This window comes from Streptomyces sp. NPDC050658 (assembly GCF_044457025.1).
Lineage (GTDB): Bacteria > Actinomycetota > Actinomycetes > Streptomycetales > Streptomycetaceae > Streptomyces.
In genome coordinates this window covers 368,034-383,057 of record NZ_JBITGM010000003.1, presented here as the reverse complement: position 1 = coordinate 383,057, position 15,024 = coordinate 368,034, and the positions used below count along the sequence as shown (strand labels likewise).

The 15,024-nt window shown below is 68.8% G+C and carries 12 protein-coding genes; all 12 read left to right on the top strand.

The window, feature by feature from the left end:
• The 12 genes from ACIBKX_RS13320 to nuoN are packed head-to-tail and all read left to right on the top strand — an operon-like array spanning position 1 to position 14,934.
• Positions 1 to 723: an NADH-quinone oxidoreductase subunit C gene (locus tag ACIBKX_RS13320; protein WP_399375786.1), complete on the top strand. Its 723-nt coding sequence runs from the start codon at positions 1 to 3 to the stop codon at positions 721 to 723.
• Positions 723 to 2,060, top strand: a complete 1,338-nt coding sequence (locus ACIBKX_RS13315) for an NADH-quinone oxidoreductase subunit D (protein WP_363277429.1) — start codon at positions 723 to 725, stop codon at positions 2,058 to 2,060. Before ACIBKX_RS13320 ends, ACIBKX_RS13315 begins: the two co-directional genes overlap by 1 nt.
• A gap of 41 nt (positions 2,061 to 2,101) precedes the next feature.
• Complete coding sequence (nuoE, locus tag ACIBKX_RS13310) at positions 2,102 to 2,830, top strand: NADH-quinone oxidoreductase subunit NuoE (protein WP_399375785.1); 729 nt, start codon at positions 2,102 to 2,104, stop codon at positions 2,828 to 2,830.
• Positions 2,830 to 4,191 (top strand): NADH-quinone oxidoreductase subunit NuoF, encoded by a 1,362-nt coding sequence (nuoF, locus tag ACIBKX_RS13305; RefSeq protein WP_363277431.1) that lies wholly within the window; start codon positions 2,830 to 2,832, stop codon positions 4,189 to 4,191. Before nuoE ends, nuoF begins: the two co-directional genes overlap by 1 nt.
• A complete protein-coding gene (locus ACIBKX_RS13300) occupies positions 4,188 to 6,701 on the top strand; it encodes an NADH-quinone oxidoreductase subunit G (RefSeq protein WP_363277432.1) in 2,514 nt (837 codons plus the stop codon). The genes nuoF and ACIBKX_RS13300 overlap by 4 nt, the downstream gene beginning before the upstream one ends.
• The gene (gene nuoH, locus ACIBKX_RS13295; protein ID WP_363277445.1) at positions 6,701 to 8,059 is read left to right on the top strand and encodes an NADH-quinone oxidoreductase subunit NuoH; all 1,359 of its coding nucleotides are present in this window, start codon (positions 6,701 to 6,703) and stop codon (positions 8,057 to 8,059) included. Before ACIBKX_RS13300 ends, nuoH begins: the two co-directional genes overlap by 1 nt.
• Positions 8,052 to 8,678 carry an NADH-quinone oxidoreductase subunit NuoI gene (gene nuoI, locus ACIBKX_RS13290; RefSeq protein ID WP_363277433.1) on the top strand — a complete coding sequence of 209 codons (627 nt, stop codon included), beginning with the start codon at positions 8,052 to 8,054 and terminating at the stop codon, positions 8,676 to 8,678. Before nuoH ends, nuoI begins: the two co-directional genes overlap by 8 nt.
• Positions 8,675 to 9,490: an NADH-quinone oxidoreductase subunit J gene (locus ACIBKX_RS13285; protein WP_363277434.1), complete on the top strand. Its 816-nt coding sequence runs from the start codon at positions 8,675 to 8,677 to the stop codon at positions 9,488 to 9,490. Before nuoI ends, ACIBKX_RS13285 begins: the two co-directional genes overlap by 4 nt.
• Entirely contained in the window at positions 9,487 to 9,786 is a 300-nt protein-coding gene (gene nuoK / locus ACIBKX_RS13280) for an NADH-quinone oxidoreductase subunit NuoK (protein WP_363277435.1), read from the top strand. Before ACIBKX_RS13285 ends, nuoK begins: the two co-directional genes overlap by 4 nt.
• Positions 9,787 to 9,800: 14 nt before the next feature.
• The gene (gene nuoL, locus ACIBKX_RS13275) at positions 9,801 to 11,696 is read left to right on the top strand and encodes an NADH-quinone oxidoreductase subunit L (protein ID WP_363277436.1); all 1,896 of its coding nucleotides are present in this window, start codon (positions 9,801 to 9,803) and stop codon (positions 11,694 to 11,696) included.
• A 5-nt stretch (positions 11,697 to 11,701) separates the two neighbouring features.
• Positions 11,702 to 13,273: an NADH-quinone oxidoreductase subunit M gene (locus ACIBKX_RS13270; RefSeq protein ID WP_363277437.1), complete on the top strand. Its 1,572-nt coding sequence runs from the start codon at positions 11,702 to 11,704 to the stop codon at positions 13,271 to 13,273.
• A complete protein-coding gene (gene nuoN / locus ACIBKX_RS13265; protein ID WP_363277438.1) occupies positions 13,270 to 14,934 on the top strand; it encodes an NADH-quinone oxidoreductase subunit NuoN in 1,665 nt (554 codons plus the stop codon). Before ACIBKX_RS13270 ends, nuoN begins: the two co-directional genes overlap by 4 nt.
• Positions 14,935 to 15,024 lie beyond the last annotated feature (90 nt).

The following is a 15,024-nucleotide window of genomic DNA, read 5'->3' as shown; positions in this document are numbered from 1 at the left end:
CTGAACGGGAACGGGAACGGGAGCGCGAACGGCAACGGCGTTCCCTCCCCCCGCGACGCGGCCGGCGAGGTCATCGGCGTACGCAAGGGCATGTTCGGCGCCGACAACGGCGGTGACACGTCCGGCTACGGCGGGCTCGTGCGCACGGTCACCCTGCCGGGCGCCGCCACGCGTCCCTACGGCGGCTGGTTCGACGAGGTCGCGGACGAGCTGGAGGGGGCCCTGGAGGAGCAGGGACTCGTCCCGGAGAACGCGATCGAGAAGACGGTCGTCGACCGCGACGAGCTCACCTTCCACATCGCGCGCGAGCATCTGCTCCGCGTCGCCCAGACCCTGCGCGACGACCCGGCCCTGCGCTTCGAGCTCTGCACGGGCGTCTCCGGAGTGCACTTCCTGGAGGACAAGGGCCGCGAGCTGCACGCCGTCTACCACCTGCGCTCGATCACCCACAACCGGCTGATCCGGCTCGAAGTCAGTGCCCCTGACGCCGATCCGCACGTCCCCTCACTGGTCACGGTCTATCCGACCAACGACTGGCACGAGCGCGAGACGTACGACTTCTTCGGCCTGATCTTCGACGGCCACCCGGCCCTTACGCGGATCATGATGCCGGACGACTGGCAGGGCTTCCCGCAGCGCAAGGACTACCCCCTCGGCGGCATCCCCGTCGAGTACAAGGGCGCCCAGATCCCGGCTCCGGACCAGCGGAGGTCGTACAGCTGATGTCTGCAACTCAGGGAACTTCCCACGCTTCCTCCGCCCGTGAGACGACCGAGGGGACTGTATATACAGTCACCGGCGGCGACTGGGACGAGGTCGTCCAGTCCGCCGCCCGGTCCGACGACGAGCGCATCATCGTCAACATGGGGCCGCAGCACCCCTCCACGCACGGCGTGCTCCGGCTCATCCTGGAGATCGAGGGCGAGACGGTCTCCGAGGCCCGCTGCGGCATCGGCTATCTGCACACGGGCATCGAGAAGAACCTCGAGTACCGCACGTGGACGCAGGGCACGACGTTCGTCACGCGCATGGACTATCTGACGCCGTTCTTCAACGAGACGGCGTACTGCCTCGCGGTCGAGAAGCTCCTCGGCATCGAGGACCAGATCCCGGACCGCGCCTCGATCATCCGCGTGCTCCTCATGGAGCTGAACCGGCTCTCCTCGCACCTGGTCTGCATCGCCACCGGCGGCATGGAGCTCGGCGCGACGACGATCATGATCTACGGCTTCCGTGATCGTGAACTCATTCTCGACATCTACGAGTTGATCACCGGCCTGCGCATGAACCACGCGTACATCCGGCCCGGCGGACTCGCCCAGGACCTGCCGCCCGGCGCGGTGGACCAGATGCGCGAGTTCGTGAAGAAGATGAAGAAGAACCTCGGCGAGTACGACAAGCTCGCCACGGGGAACCCCATCTTCAAGGCCCGTATGCAGGACGTCGGCTATCTGGACCTGGCGGGCTGCATGGCCCTCGGCGCCACAGGACCGGTCCTGCGCTCGGCGGGCCTCCCGCACGACCTGCGCAAGACCGACCCCTACTGCGGCTACGAGACGTACGACTTCGACGTCCCGACCGCCGACACCTGCGACTCCTACGGGCGCTTCCTGATCCGCCTGGAGGAGATGCGCCAGTCGCTGCGCATCGTCGAGCAGTGCCTGGACCGGCTCGCACCCGGCCCGGTCATGGTCGCCGACAAGAAGATCGCCTGGCCCGCCCAACTGGCGCTCGGCCCGGACGGCCTGGGCAACTCGCTCGACCACATCAAGAAGATCATGGGCACCTCCATGGAGGCCCTCATCCACCACTTCAAGCTGGTGACCGAGGGCTTCCGGGTCCCGCCCGGCCAGGCGTACTCCGCCGTCGAGTCGCCCAAGGGCGAGCTCGGGGTGCATGTCGTCTCCGACGGGGGCACCCGCCCCTACCGGGTCCACTTCCGCGACCCGTCCTTCACCAACCTGCAGGCCATGGCGGCGATGTGCGAGGGCGGCCAGGTCGCCGACGTCATCGTCGCCGTCGCGTCCATCGACCCCGTGATGGGAGGCGTCGACCGGTGACCACCACACCTTCCAAGCAGGGCGCGGGCGTCAGCCTGGGCATGCCCCAACTCCCCGCCCCCGCCTACCCGGCCGATGTCCGGGACCGGCTTGAGGCGGACGCCAAGGAAGTCATCGCCCGCTACCCGGACTCGCGGTCGGCCCTCCTTCCGCTGCTGCACCTGGTGCAGTCCGAGGAGGGGCACGTCACGCGCACGGGCATGCAGTTCTGCGCGGACATGCTGGGCCTGACCACGGCCGAGGTCACGGCCGTCGCCACCTTCTACACCATGTACCGGCGCAAGCCGTCCGGTGACTACCAGGTCGGGGTATGCACCAACACCCTGTGCGCGGTCATGGGCGGCGACGCGATCTTCGACGAGCTCAAGCAGCACCTCGGCGTCGGCAACGACGAGACCACCGAGGACGGCAAGATCACGCTTGAGCACATCGAGTGCAACGCGGCCTGCGACTTCGCCCCTGTGGTGATGGTCAACTGGGAGTTCTTCGACAACCAGACCCCCCAGTCCGCCAAGCAGCTCGTCGACGACCTGCGCGCGGGCGTGGCGGTGGAGCCCACTCGCGGGGCGCCGATCTGCACGTACAAGGAGACCGCCCGGATCCTGGCGGGCTTCCCCGACGAGCGGCCCGGAGCCGTCGAGGCGACCGGCGGCGCGGGCCCCGCATCGCTGATCGGACTGCGCCTGGCCAAGGGCGAACTGGCGCTTCCCCGGGTGGTCCACCCGCGTGACGAGTCGCCGTCCGACACGGGCACCGAGGAGGGGGAGTGATGACCTTGGCAGCCGAGATCGACCACGAGACGAGCCCCGAGAAGCTGCTCGCGCCGGTCCTTTCGGCGTTCTGGGACGAGGAGAAGTCCTGGACGCTGGACACCTACCGGCGGCACGAGGGGTACGAGGGCCTGCGCAAGGCCCTGGCGATGGCGCCCGACGACCTCATCGCGTACGTGAAGGACTCCGGCCTGCGCGGCCGGGGCGGCGCGGGCTTCCCCACCGGAATGAAGTGGCAGTTCATTCCGCAGGGCGACGGGAAGCCGCACTATCTAGTTGTCAACGCCGACGAATCGGAGCCGGGGACCTGCAAGGACATCCCGCTCCTGTTCGCCAACCCGCATAGCCTCATCGAGGGCATCGTGATCGCCTGTTACGCGATCCGCTCTTCGCATGCCTTCATCTATCTGCGCGGTGAAGTGGTCCCCGTGCTGCGGCGGTTGCACGAGGCCGTGCGTGAGGCGAAAGAGGCGGGATTCCTCGGCAAGGACATCCTGGGCAGCGGACTCGACCTGGAACTCACCGTGCACGCGGGCGCGGGCGCGTACATCTGTGGTGAGGAGACCGCGCTGCTCGACTCGCTCGAAGGCCGCCGTGGCCAACCGCGACTGCGTCCCCCTTTCCCTGCCGTCGCGGGCCTCTACGCATGCCCCACTGTTGTCAACAACGTCGAGTCCATCGCGTCGGTTCCCGCGATCCTGAATCGCGGAAAAGACTGGTTCAAGTCGATGGGCAGCGAGAAGTCCCCCGGCTTCACGCTGTATTCGCTCAGCGGGCACGTCACCAACCCCGGTCAGTACGAGGCGCCGCTCGGCATCACGCTGCGCCAGCTGCTCGACATGAGCGGCGGGATGCGGGCCGGACACCGGCTCAAGTTCTGGACGCCCGGCGGCTCTTCGACGCCGATGTTCACCGACGAGCACCTGGACGTCCCGCTCGACTACGAGGGTGTGGGCGCCGCCGGATCGATGCTCGGCACCAAGGCGCTGCAGTGCTTCGACGAGACGACCTGCGTCGTGCGGGCCGTCACCCGCTGGACCGAGTTCTACGCCCATGAGTCCTGCGGCAAGTGCACGCCCTGCCGCGAAGGGACGTACTGGCTGGTCCAGTTGCTCCGCGACATCGAGGCCGGCAAGGGCGTCATGGCCGACCTCGACAAGCTGAACGACATCGCCGACAACATCAACGGCAAGTCCTTCTGCGCCCTCGGCGACGGTGCCGCCTCGCCGATCTTCTCCTCGCTCAAGTACTTCCGCGAGGAGTACGAGGAGCACATCACCGGCAGGGGCTGCCCCTTCGACCCGGCCAAGTCGACTCTCTGGGCCGACCGGCCCGGCGCACATTCGGAGGTGAACGCATGACAGTGACCACTAATAGCGCTCCCTCCGGGGGCGGCGAGGCGGCGGTTCCGCCGGAAGATCTCGTCTCGCTGACGATCGACGGCATCGAGATCAGCGTCCCCAAGGGGACCCTGGTGATCCGGGCCGCCGAGCTGCTCGGCATCGAGATCCCGCGCTTCTGCGACCATCCGCTGCTCGACCCGGCGGGCGCCTGCCGCCAGTGCATCGTGGAGGTGGAGGGCCAGCGCAAGCCGATGGCGTCCTGCACCATCACCTGCACCGACGGCATGGTCGTGAAGTCGCAGCTGTCCTCGCCGGTCGCCGAGAAGGCCCAGCGCGGTGTGATGGAGCTGCTGCTCATCAACCACCCGCTGGACTGCCCGGTCTGCGACAAGGGCGGCGAGTGCCCGCTGCAGAACCAGGCGATGCAGGTCGGCGACCCGGACTCGCGCTTCGAGGGCAAGAAGCGGACGTACGAGAAGCCGGTGCCGATCTCCACGCAGGTGCTTCTCGACCGTGAGCGGTGCGTGCTCTGTGCGCGCTGCACCCGCTTCAGCAACCAGATCGCCGGCGACCCGATGATCGAGCTGATCGAGCGGGGCGCGCTGCAGCAGGTCGGCACCGGTGAGGGTGACCCCTTCGAGTCGTACTTCTCCGGGAACACCATCCAGATCTGCCCGGTCGGCGCGCTGACCTCGGCGGCGTATCGCTTCCGCTCCCGGCCCTTCGACCTGGTGTCGTCGCCGAGCGTGTGCGAACACTGCGCGGGCGGCTGCGCGACCCGCACCGACCACCGGCGCGGCAAGGTCATGCGGCGCCTCGCGCAGGACGACCCCGAGGTCAACGAGGAGTGGATCTGCGACAAGGGGCGCTTCGGCTTCCGTTACGCGCAGAAGCCGGACCGGCTCACCACTCCCTTGGTGCGGAACACGGAGACGGGCGAGCTGGAGCCCGCCAGCTGGCCCGAGGCCCTGGAGGCCGCGGCCACCGGACTCGCCGCCGCGCGCGGCCGCGCCGGCGTGCTGACCGGCGGGCGGCTCACCGTGGAGGACGCCTACGCGTACAGCAAGTACGCGCGCGTGGCGCTCGACACGAATGACATCGACTTCCGCGCGCGCGTGCACAGCAGCGAGGAGGCCGACTTCCTCGCGGCGCGCGTCGCCGGACGGGGCCGCGACCTCGACGGCACCGGAGTCACGTACGCGGCACTGGAGAAGGCGCCCGCGGTCCTGCTCGTCGGATTCGAGTCCGAGGAGGAGGCGCCCGGCGTCTTCCTGCGCCTTCGCAAGGCCTGGCGCAAGCACGGCCAGCGGACCTACTCCCTCGCCACGCATCAGACCCGGGGGCTGGAGAAGGCGGGCGGCACGCTGCTTCCGGCCGCTCCGGGCACGGAGACGGAGTGGCTCGACGCGCTCGCGGCCGGGGTCGGCCTGGAGGGCGAAGGGGCCAAGGCGGCGGAGGCGCTGCGCACTTCGGGCGCCGTGATCGTCGTCGGCGAGCGGGCCGCCGGGGTGCCCGGCGGGCTCACCGCCGCCGTCCGGGCCGCCTCCGCGACCGGCGCCCAGCTGGTGTGGATCCCGCGCAGGGCGGGGGAGCGCGGCGCCGTCGAGGCGGGCGCGCTCCCCTCGCTGCTGCCCGGCGGGCGTCCGGCCACCGACCCGCGCGCGCGAGAAGAGGTCGCGTCCGCCTGGGGCGTCGCCGAACTCCCGCACCGCTACGGCCGCGACACCGGCCAGATCGTCGAGGCCGCCGCGACCGGCGAGCTGCGGGCGCTCCTGGTGGCGGGCGTGGAGGTCGCGGACCTTCCCGACCCGGCACGCGCGCGTGAAGCCCTCGCCGAGATCGGCTTCCTGGTCTCGCTCGAACTGCGGCCCAGCGAGGTCACCGAGCACGCCGACGTCGTCTTCCCGGTGGCCGCGGTCGCCGAGAAGCCCGGCACCTTCCTCAACTGGGAGGGCAGGGCACGGCTCTTCGCCGCCGCGCTCAAGCCCGACCAGATGACGCGCAGGCTCGCGCCCAGCGACGCCCGCGTCCTGCACATGCTGGCCGACGCCGGCGACGTACACCTGGGTCTCCCGGACCTGACGACCGCGCGGCGCGAGCTGGACCGGCTCGGCGCCTGGGACGGGCCGCACGCCACCGAGCCCCTGGAGACGGCGGTCCAGCCGCCGAGGCCCGCCTCCGGAGAGGCCGTTCTCGCGGGGCACCGGCTGCTGCTCGACCAGGGCCGCCTCCAGGAGGGCGACGACGCGCTCGCGGGCACGCGGCACGCGGCGGTCGCCCGGCTCTCGGCGGCCACGGCGGCCGAGGCCGGCGTGAAGGACGGCGACACCCTCGCCGTCACCGGGCCCGCGGGCGCCACCGAGCTGCCGCTCCTGGTGACGGACATGCCGGACCGCGTGGTGTGGCTGCCGCTGAACTCGACCGGGGGAGGCGTCACTTCGGACACCGGCGCGCACCCCGGCGAACTCGTCCGCATCGGCCCGGCGTTCCTGCCGGAGTCCACTGAGGCCCCGGAGGTGACGTCGTGATGCACTCCGTGGTGCCGCTTGCGGCGGAAGACCTGTCCATGTTCGGCCGTGACCCCTGGTGGCTGGTCGCCGTCAAGGCGGTGTTCTGCTTCGCGTTCCTGATGGTGACGGTGCTCTTCTCCATCGTGTGGGAGCGCAAGGTCGTCGCCTGGATGCAGCTGCGCATCGGCCCCAACCGGCACGGCCCCTGGGGCATGCTGCAGTCCCTCGCGGACGGCATCAAGCTGATGCTCAAGGAAGACGTGATCGTCAAGCGCGCGGACAAGGTGGTCTACATCCTTGCCCCGATCGTCGCGGCGATCCCGGCGTTCATGGCGATCGCGGTGATCCCCTTCGGGCCCGCGGGCAACGAAGTCTCGATCTTCGGCCAGCGCACGACGATGCAGCTCACGGACCTGCCGATCGCGATGCTCTACATCCTCGCGGTCGCCTCCGTAGGCATCTACGGCATCGTGCTCGCGGGTTGGAGTTCCGGATCCACCTATCCGCTCCTCGGCGGTCTGCGCTCCTGCGCGCAGATGATCTCGTACGAGATCGCGATGGGCGCGGCCTTCGCCTCGGTCTTCCTCTACTCGGGGTCGATGTCGACGTCGGCGATCGTCGAGGCGCAGGCGGACCGCTGGTACATCCTGCTGCTCCCCGTCTCGTTCCTGATCTACATCGTGACGATGGTCGGCGAGACCAACCGCGCGCCGTTCGACATGCCGGAGTCCGAGGGCGACCTCGTCGGTGGCTTCAACACCGAGTACTCCTCCATCAAGTTCGCGCTGTTCATGCTCGCCGAGTACGTCAACATGGTCACCGTCTCGGCGGTCTCGGTCACGCTCTTCCTGGGCGGCTGGCGGGCCCCGTATCCGATCAGCACCTTCTGGGAGGGCGCGAACCACGGCTGGTGGCCGATGCTCTGGTTCGTGATCAAGGTCCAGCTGCTGCTGTTCTTCTTCATCTGGCTGCGTGGCACGCTGCCACGCGTCCGCTACGACCAGCTGATGAAGCTCGGCTGGAAGGTCCTGATCCCGGTCTCGGTCGTCTGGCTGATGCTCGTCGCCACGGTCCGGGTGATGCGGAACGAGGAGTACGACTTCACCTCGATCGCGCTCTATGTGGGCGGCGGAGTCATCGCGTTGCTGTTGCTCTCCGTCGTCGTCGACATCTTCCGCGACAAACGCGAGAAGGAGGCGGCGGTCCAGGAAGAGCCGGTCGCCTTCGACCCGATGGCGGGCGGATTCCCGGTCCCGCCGCTGCCCGGACAGAGTCTGCCGCCCGTGCCGCGCCGACGCTCGCGCCAGGAGCGGGAGTTGATTGTCAGTGGTGGCCCCGATACTCAAAGTGACGGAAAGGAGGCGTCCGATGGCTGAGCCGAACGAGGACTCGACGAACGAGTCGAACCAATCGAAGCAGGGGTTCCAGAACCCCGTGGCGGGCTTCGGCGTGACCTTCAAGGCCATGTTCAAGAAGCGGCTGACCGAGCAGTATCCGGAGCAGGAGAAGACCACCGCTCCCCGCTTCCACGGCAGGCACCAGCTCAACCGCCATCCGGACGGCCTGGAGAAGTGCGTCGGCTGTGAGCTCTGCGCCTGGGCCTGCCCGGCGGACGCCATCTATGTGGAGGGCGCGGACAACACCGAGGAGGAGCGCTACTCCCCGGGCGAGCGGTACGGCCGCGTCTACCAGATCAACTACGCCCGCTGCATCCTGTGCGGTCTGTGCATCGAGGCGTGCCCCACGCGCGCGTTGACGATGACGAACGAGTTCGAGCTGGCCGACAGCAGCCGCGCGAACCTCATCTACACCAAGGAGCAGCTGCTCGCCGGCCTGGAGGAAGGCATGGTCGAGTCCCCGCACTCGATCTTCCCGGGCACGGACGAGCAGGACTACTACCGCGGCCTGGTCACCGAGGCCGCGCCCGGCACGGTTCCCCAAGTGGCCGTCAGCAAGGGCGAGAAGGCCCCCGACGCGGAAGGGGCGGCAGGATGAGCGAGCTCGCCGCCTACACCACGTCCACCGGTGAGGCCGTCCAGTTCTGGGTGCTCGGCACGGTCGCCGTGATCGGCGCCCTGTGCACGATCCTCATGAAGAAGGCCGTGCACAGTGCGCTCTGCCTCGCCGGGACCATGATCATCCTGGCGGTCTTCTACCTGGCCAACGGGGCGTACTTCCTGGGCATCGTCCAGGTCGTCGTCTACACCGGCGCGATCATGATGCTCTTCCTCTTCGTGGTCATGCTCGTCGGCGTCACCGCCGCCGACTCGCTGAAGGAGACCATCAAGGGCCAGCGCTGGCTGGCCGCCCTGTGCGGATTCGGCTTCGCGATCCTGCTGTTCGCGGGGATCGGGAACGCCTCGGTGAACGAGTTCACCGGGCTCAGCAAGGCGAACGCGGGCGGCAACGTGGAGGGTCTCGCCGAGATCATCTTCACGAAGTACGTCTTCGCCTTCGAGATCACCGGCGCGCTCCTGATCACCGCCACCGTCGGCGCGATGGTGCTCACCCACCGCGAGCGCACGGAGCGCGCCAAGACGCAGCGCGAGATGTCCGAGGAGCGCGTGCGCTCCAGCCACGTGCCGCCGCTGCCGGCTCCCGGTGTGTACGCCCGGCACAACGCAGTGGACATCGCGGGCCTGCTCCCGGACGGCACCCCGTCGGAGCTCACGGTCAACAAGACCCTGCGCGAGCGGGGCCAGATCCGTGATGTGTCGGACGAGGCGCTGGACGATCTGCGGGCGCTGGAGCAGCGCTCCGCGGAGCGCCTGGAGCGGTCGCCCGAGGCCGAGGAGGCGTCGAAGTGAATCCGATGAACTATCTGTATCTCGCGGCGCTGTTGTTCGCGATCGGCGCCACGGGCGTACTGATCAGGCGGAACGCGATCGTGGTGTTCATGTGCATCGAGCTGATGCTCAACGCGTGCAACCTCGCTCTCGTCGCGTTCTCCCGGCTGCACGGCAATCTCGACGGCCAGATCATCGCCTTCTTCACGATGGTCGTCGCCGCGGCGGAAGTCGTGGTCGGCCTCGCGATCATCGTGTCGCTGTTCCGCTCCCGTCATTCGGCCTCGGTCGACGACGCCAGCCTGATGAAGCTGTAAGGGGTCGCTGAAAAGTGGAGAACCTGATTGCGCTGCTCGTCGCGGCGCCTCTGCTCGGAGCGGCCGTACTGCTGTGCGGCGGGCGGCGGTTGGACCGCGTGGGCCACTGGCTCGGCACGCTGCTCGCGGCCGCCTCCTTCGCCGTCGGTGTCGTGCTCTTCACCGACATGCTGGGCAAGGGCGCCGAGGAGCGCTCGCTGTCGCAGCACCTGTTCAGCTGGATCCCCGTGGAGGGATTCCAGGCGGACGTCGCCTTCCAGCTCGACCAGCTGTCGATGACGTTCGTGCTGCTGATCTCCGGTGTGGGCACGCTGATCCACATCTACTCCATCGGGTACATGGAGCACGACGAGCGGCGCCGCCGCTTCTTCGGCTATCTGAACCTGTTCCTCGCGGCGATGCTCCTCCTGGTCCTCGCCGACAACTACCTCCTCCTGTACGTCGGCTGGGAGGGCGTGGGTCTCGCCTCGTACCTCCTGATCGGTTTCTGGCAGCACAAGCCCAGCGCGGCCACCGCCGCGAAGAAGGCCTTCCTGGTCAACCGGGTCGGCGACATGGGCCTGTCGATCGCGATCATGCTGATGTTCACCACCTTCGGGACCTTCGCCTTCGGGCCGGTCCTGGAGGCCACGGGTGAGACGTCGGAGGGCAAGCTCACCGCCATCGGCCTGATGCTGCTGCTCGCCGCGTGCGGCAAGTCCGCCCAGGTGCCGCTGCAGTCCTGGCTCGGCGACGCGATGGAGGGCCCGACCCCGGTCTCGGCCCTGATCCACGCGGCGACGATGGTGACCGCGGGCGTGTACCTGATCGTCCGCTCCGGAGAGATCTTCAACGCGGCGCCGGACGCGCAGCTCGCCGTCACCGTCGTCGGTGCGGTCACGCTCCTCTTCGGTGCGATCGTCGGTTGCGCGAAGGACGACATCAAGAAGGCCCTCGCAGGCTCGACGATGTCCCAGATCGGCTACATGATCCTGGCCGCGGGACTCGGTCCCATCGGCTACGTCTTCGCGATCATGCACCTGGTGACGCACGGCTTCTTCAAGGCCGGGCTCTTCCTCGGGGCCGGCTCGGTCATGCACGGCATGAACGACGAGGTCGACATGAGGAAGTACGGCGGCCTTCGGAAATACATGCCGGTCACCTTCGTGACCTTCGGGCTCGGATATCTCGCGATCATCGGCTTCCCCGGTCTGTCCGGCTTCTTCTCCAAGGACAAGATCATCGAGGCGGCGTTCGCCAAGGGCGGCACGGAGGGCTGGATCCTCGGCTCGGTGGCGCTCCTGGGCGCGGCCATCACCGCGTACTACATGACGCGCGTGATGCTGATGACCTTCTTCGGAGAGAAGCGCTGGCAGCCGGATGCGGAGGGCAACGAGCCGCACCCGCACGAGTCGCCCAAGTCGATGACGATCCCGATGATCCTGCTGGCCTTCGGTTCGGTCTTCGCGGGCGGGCTCTTCAGCGTCGGCGACCGCTTCATGCACTGGCTGGAGCCGGTCACCGAGCACGACCACGGCCACTCGCCGCTCAGCGCGACCACGGTCACGGGCGCCACCATGGTCGTCCTGGTCATCGGTGTGGCTCTCGCGTACGTCCAGTACGGCCGCAGGCCGGTCCCGGTCACCGCCCCGCGCGGCTCGCTGCTCACCCGCGCGGCCCGGCGCGATCTCCTTCAGGACGACTTCAACCACGTCGTCCTGGTGCGCGGCGGTGAACACCTCACGCGCTCCCTGGTCTACGTCGACCACACCCTGGTCGACGGAGTCGTCAACGGCACGGCGGCCTCGGTCGGCGGGCTCTCCGGACGGCTGCGCAAGATGCAGAACGGCTTTGCCCGCTCCTACGCGGTCTCGATGTTCGGCGGCGCTGCGGTACTCATCGCCGCGACCCTGCTGATGAGGGCGGTCTGATACCGATGTCCTTTCCTCTGCTGACAGCGACGGCGGCCCTGCCCGCGGTCGGCGCGATCGCCACGGCGGCCGTGCCCGCCGCCCGGCGGACCGCCGCCAAGTGGCTCGCGCTGCTCGTGTCGCTCGCCACGCTCGCGCTCGCCGTGACCGTGCTCGTGCGGTTCGACCCGGACGGGGACCGCTATCAACTCACCGAATCCCGGTCCTGGATCGCGGACTTCGGAGTGCGGTACGAGCTCGGGGTCGACGGCATCGGTGTCGCCCTCATCGCGCTCACCGCGCTGCTCATCCCCTTCATCATCCTGGCGGGCTGGCACGACGCCGACCCCCTGGAGACGAAGTCGTCCCGCTGGCGGCCGACTCAGGGCTTCTTCGCCCTGATCCTCGCCGTCGAGGCGATGGTGATCATCTCCTTCGAGGCCACCGACGTCTTCCTCTTCTACATCTTCTTCGAAGCCATGCTCATCCCGATGTACTTCCTCATCGGCGGCTTCGGAGACCGCGCCCACGCGGGCAGCGACGAGAACGCATCGGCGCAACGCTCGTACGCGGCCGTGAAGTTCCTGCTCTACAACCTGGTCGGCGGCCTGATCATGCTGGCCGCGGTGATCGGGCTCTACGTGGTGGCGGGGAACTTCTCGCTCCAGGAGATCGCCGAGGCCCGCGCCAACGGCACGCTCGACATGGCGACCAGCACCGAGCGGTGGCTCTTCCTCGGCTTCTTCTTCGCCTTCGCGGTGAAGGCGCCGCTGTGGCCGCTGCACACCTGGCTGCCGAACGCGATGGGCGAGGCCACGGCCCCGGTCGCCGTACTGATCACGGCAGTCGTCGACAAGGTCGGCACGTTCGCGATGCTGCGGTTCTGCCTCGGGCTCTTCCCCGAGGCGAGCAAGTGGGCGACGCCGGTCATCCTCGTACTGGCCCTGATCAGCATCGTCTACGGAGCGTTGCTCGCGGTCGGCCAGCGCGACATCAAGCGCCTGGTGGCGTACGCGTCGATCTCGCACTTCGGGTTCATCATCCTCGGCATCTTCGCGATGACCTCGCAGGGCCAGTCCGGCGCGACGCTCTACATGGTCAACCACGGCATCTCGACCGCCGCGCTGATGCTGGTGGCCGGATTCCTGATCTCGCGGCGCGGCTCGCGGCTCATCGCCGACTACGGAGGCGTGCAGAAGGTCGCCCCGGTGCTCGCCGGCACCTTCCTGATCGGCGGTCTCGCGACGCTCTCGCTGCCCGGACTCGCGCCGTTCGTCAGCGAGTTCCTGGTCCTGGTCGGCGCGTTCGCGCGCTATCCGGTGGTCGGGATCATCGCGACCATCGGCATCGTGCTCGCCGCGCTCTACACCCTCGTCCTCTACCAGCGGACGATGACGGGCCCGGTGAAGCCGGAGGTCTCGGCCATGCCGGACCTGCGCGTGCGTGAACTCGTGGTCGTCGCCCCGCTGATCGCGCTCCTGATCGGCCTCGGCGTCTACCCGAAGCCGCTCACCGAGCTGGTGAACCCGGCGGTCGAGCACACCATGTCCGACGTACAGCAGAAGGACCCGAAGCCCGACGTGGAGGCGGCCAAGTGAGCGCATCGGCTGTCCACAACCTGTGGACAATGGCGTCGGCCGCGGCGCCCCAGGACACGATCGACAAGATCGACACCCCCACTATCGAGTACGGGCAGTTGTCGCCGACGTTGATCGTCATCGGCGCGGCGGTCCTCGGGATCCTCATCGAGGCCTTCGTGCCGCGTAAGTCCCGCTACTACGTGCAGGTGTTCGTGGCGGTCGTCGCCCTCACCGCGGCCTTCGCCGCGGTGGTCGGCCTCGCCGCCTCCGGGTACGGGACGACGAAGGCGCAGATCGCCGCGATGGGCGCGATCGCCGTCGACGGACCCGCGCTGTTCCTCCAGGGCACGATCCTCCTGGCGGGACTCGTCTCGATCTTCACGTTCGCGGAGCGGCGCCTCGATCCGGCGGCGCACGGCAAGCAGGTCGACTCGTTCGTCGCGCAGGCCGGTGCCGTGCCGGGCAGCGCGAGCGAACAGGCCGCCGTGAAGGCCGGGTTCACCACCACCGAGGTGTTCCCGCTGGCGCTCTTCGCGATCGGCGGAATGCTCGTCTTCCCGTCGGCCAACGACCTCCTGACGCTCTTCATCGCGCTGGAAGTCTTCTCCCTGCCGCTCTACCTGCTCTGCGCGCTCGCCCGCCGCAAGCGTCTGATGTCGCAGGAAGCGGCCGTCAAGTACTTCCTGCTCGGCGCCTTCGCCTCCGCGTTCCTGCTCTTCGGCATCGCGCTGCTCTACGGGTACGCGGGCTCGGTGTCGTACGGAACGATCGCGAAGGTCGTCGACGGCAGCATCCAGACGGTCAGCCCGGCACTCGCCGACACCATGGGCAACGACGCGCTGCTCCTGATCGGCGCCGCGATGATCGTCATGGGCCTGCTGTTCAAGGTCGGCGCGGTGCCGTTCCACATGTGGACCCCGGACGTCTACCAGGGCGCTCCGACCCCGGTGACCGGCTTCATGGCGGCGGCGACGAAGGTGGCCGCCTTCGGTGCGCTGCTCCGGCTCCTGTACGTGGTCCTGCCAGGCCTGCGCTGGGACTGGCGGCCCGTGATGTGGGGCGTCGTGATCCTCACGATGCTGGCCGGCGCGATCGTCGCGATCACCCAGACCGACATCAAGCGGCTGCTCGCGTACTCCTCGATCGCCCACGCGGGCTTCATCCTCGCCGGTGTCATCGCCATGACCCCGGACGGCATCTCGTCGGTCCTCTTCTACCTGGGGGCCTACTCCTTCGTGACGATCGGCGCGTTCGCGGTGGTCACGCTGGTGCGGGACGCGGGCGGCGAGGCCACGCACCTGTCGAAGTGGGCGGGGCTCGGTCGCAGGTCGCCGCTGGTCGCGGCGGTCTTCGCGGTCTTCCTGCTCGCCTTCGCCGGCATTCCGCTGACCTCCGGGTTCTCCGGGAAGTTCGCGGTATTCAAGGCGGCGGCGGAGGGCGGTGCGGGCGCGCTGGTCGTGGTCGGTGTGATCTCGTCCGCGATCGCCGCGTTCTTCTACATCCGTGTGATCGTGCTCATGTTCTTCAGCGAGCCGAAGGCGGACGGACCGACCGTGGCCGTGCCCTCGCCGCTGACGATGACCGCGATCGGCGTGGGCGTCGCGGTGACGCTGGTGCTCGGTGTGGCCCCGCAGTACTTCCTGGATCTGGCGAACCAGGCGGGGGTCTTCGTCCGCTAGCAGTCTCCGTCCGACAGCCGTCTCCTTCCGTACGCCGCCCGGCACCCTGTTCGACTGGGGTGCCGGGCGGTGGCGTCCGGGAGGCAGGGC